2 protein-coding genes are annotated in these 2,062 nt (G+C 77.1%); both read left to right on the top strand.

Annotated features, from left to right (window positions below; translation table 11 throughout):
* The first annotated feature begins 126 nt into the window (after window positions 1-126).
* Window positions 127-996 carry a hypothetical protein gene (locus CR470_RS37565; protein WP_097872212.1) on the top strand — a complete coding sequence of 290 codons (870 nt, stop codon included), beginning with the start codon at window positions 127-129 and terminating at the stop codon, window positions 994-996.
* Window positions 993-2,062: type VII secretion-associated serine protease mycosin (gene mycP, locus CR470_RS37570; protein ID WP_097872210.1), on the top strand; the 1,070-nt coding region annotated here is incomplete at its 3' end. The genes CR470_RS37565 and mycP, both read left to right, overlap by 4 nt.

Here is a 2,062-nt window from a genome sequence, read left to right on the forward strand (position 1 = left end):
ACGCCGCCCCCCACGAGCCCCACGCCCCCGGGCCCGCCCCCCGCGGGTTCCGTGAGCCCGACGTATCCCGGTCCGCCCGCCGGCCCGCCGACCGTCACCCGGCGCAGGCCCGTCGGGGCCGTCGATCTGACGCCCGCGCCGGGAGCCGCTCCGCCGCCCCCCGGCGGCTACCGGACGCCGGTGCGCTACGGCTACCCGGAGACCCCCGCCGAGACCACCACCCGGCTGCGGCCGGTCCGGCCCCGGCAGCGGTGGCGTACCGCGACGGCCGCCGCCTGCGTCGTGCTCGGCCTCGGGCTGATCGGCGGGGCCGCCACCGGCGCCTGGCTGACGGGCGACTCCTCGGCCGAGACCACCGGGAACCCGTACACCGCCGCACGCGGCGCCTGGCACAGCGTCCCCGTCGACACGCTGTTCCCGCGCACCCTCCGGGGCGAGGGCGCGGGCCCCGGCGGCACCCACCGCACCTGGACCCGGATCGCCGTCGCCCCCGACAGCACGTGCAAAGCCGGGCTCGACCCGCTGCTCCTGACGACGCTCCGCTCCGTGGGCTGCGAACGGCTGGTGCGCGCCACCTACACCGACGCCACCCGCTCCGCCGTCACCACCGTCGGCCTGGTCTTCACCGAGGCCGACGCCGCGGGCATGGAGGCCCTGCGGACCCGGTTCACCGGGCAGAGGCTCGGCTCGCGCAAGGACCTCATGCCCCGTACGTACGCCCCCGAAGGCACGCCCGCGGCCTCCTTCGGTGACGGGCAGCGCGCCAGTTGGACGGTCACCCCGCTCACCGGGATCCCGGTCGTCGTCCTCGCCGTCTCCGGTTTCGCGGACGGCCGCACCGTCGCCGACCCGCAGCCCGCACCCGACGCCATGGCGTCGGGTGCCTCGACGGACATCGCCCAGGCCGGGCTCGGCCACGAGGCGAAGGGCGTCGCGGACCGGGTGGAGCGCGGACTGCGCGGAGCCGTTGCCGAACTCACGGAGCAGCCCGGATGACCCGACGACCCCACCGCGTCCTCGCCGCGGTCTGCGCCGCCGCCGTCCTCGCGCTCACCCCCGCCGCGCCCGCCCACGCGGACGCCATCCGTGACCAGCAGTGGGCCCTGGACGCCCTGCACACCGACCGAGCCTGGGAGACCACCCGGGGCCAGGGCGTCACCGTCGCCGTCCTGGACACCGGGGTCGACGACGCCCACCCCGACCTGACGGGCCAGGTGCTCCCCGGCAAGGACCTCGTCGGCTTCGGCGCCACCCGCGGTGACTCCTCCTGGGCCCTGCACGGCACCGCGATGGCCGGCATCATCGCCGGACGCGGCAACGGCCCCGGGCGCTCCGACGGCATCCTCGGCATAGCCCCCGAGGCCCGGATCCTGCCGGTCCGGGTCATCCTGGAGTCCAAGGACCCGGCCCGCGCCAAGGCCCGCAAGTCCCGCGGTACCGCCCTCGCCGACGGCATCCGCTGGGCCACGGACAACGGCGCCGACGTCATCAACCTCTCCCTGGGCGACGACAGCAAGTCCGCCCACCCCGACCCCGGCGAGGACGCGGCCATCCAGTACGCCCTGTCCAAGGGCGTCCCCGTGGTCGCGTCGGCGGGCAACGGCGGCGAGAAGGGGGACCGGATCTCCTACCCCGCCGCCTACCCCGGGGTGATCGCGGTCGCCGCCGTCGACGAGTACGGCACGCACGCCTCGTTCTCCACCCGCCGCTGGTACGCCACCGTCAGCGCCCCCGGCGTCGACATCGTGGTCGCCAACCCGGACGGGCACTACTACATCGAGTGGGGCACCTCGGCCGCCGCCGCGTTCGTCTCCGGCGCGGTCGCCCTGGTCCGTGCCGCCCACCCGGGCCTCGACCCGGTCCAGATCAAGAAGCTCCTCGCCGACACCGCCCGCGACGCCCCCGCCCAGGGCCGCGACGACGCCCGCGGCTACGGCATCGTCGACCCGGCGGAGGCCATCGAGGCGGGCGCCCGGCTGCGCCCGGCCGACCTGGACGCCAAGGCCGCCCCGGCGGGACACCGCGGGCGGTACTTCGGCGAGGGCCCGGCCCCGGCCCGTAC

This window comes from Streptomyces sp. rh34, assembly GCF_002551245.1.
Taxonomy (GTDB): Bacteria; Actinomycetota; Actinomycetes; order Streptomycetales; family Streptomycetaceae; genus Streptomyces.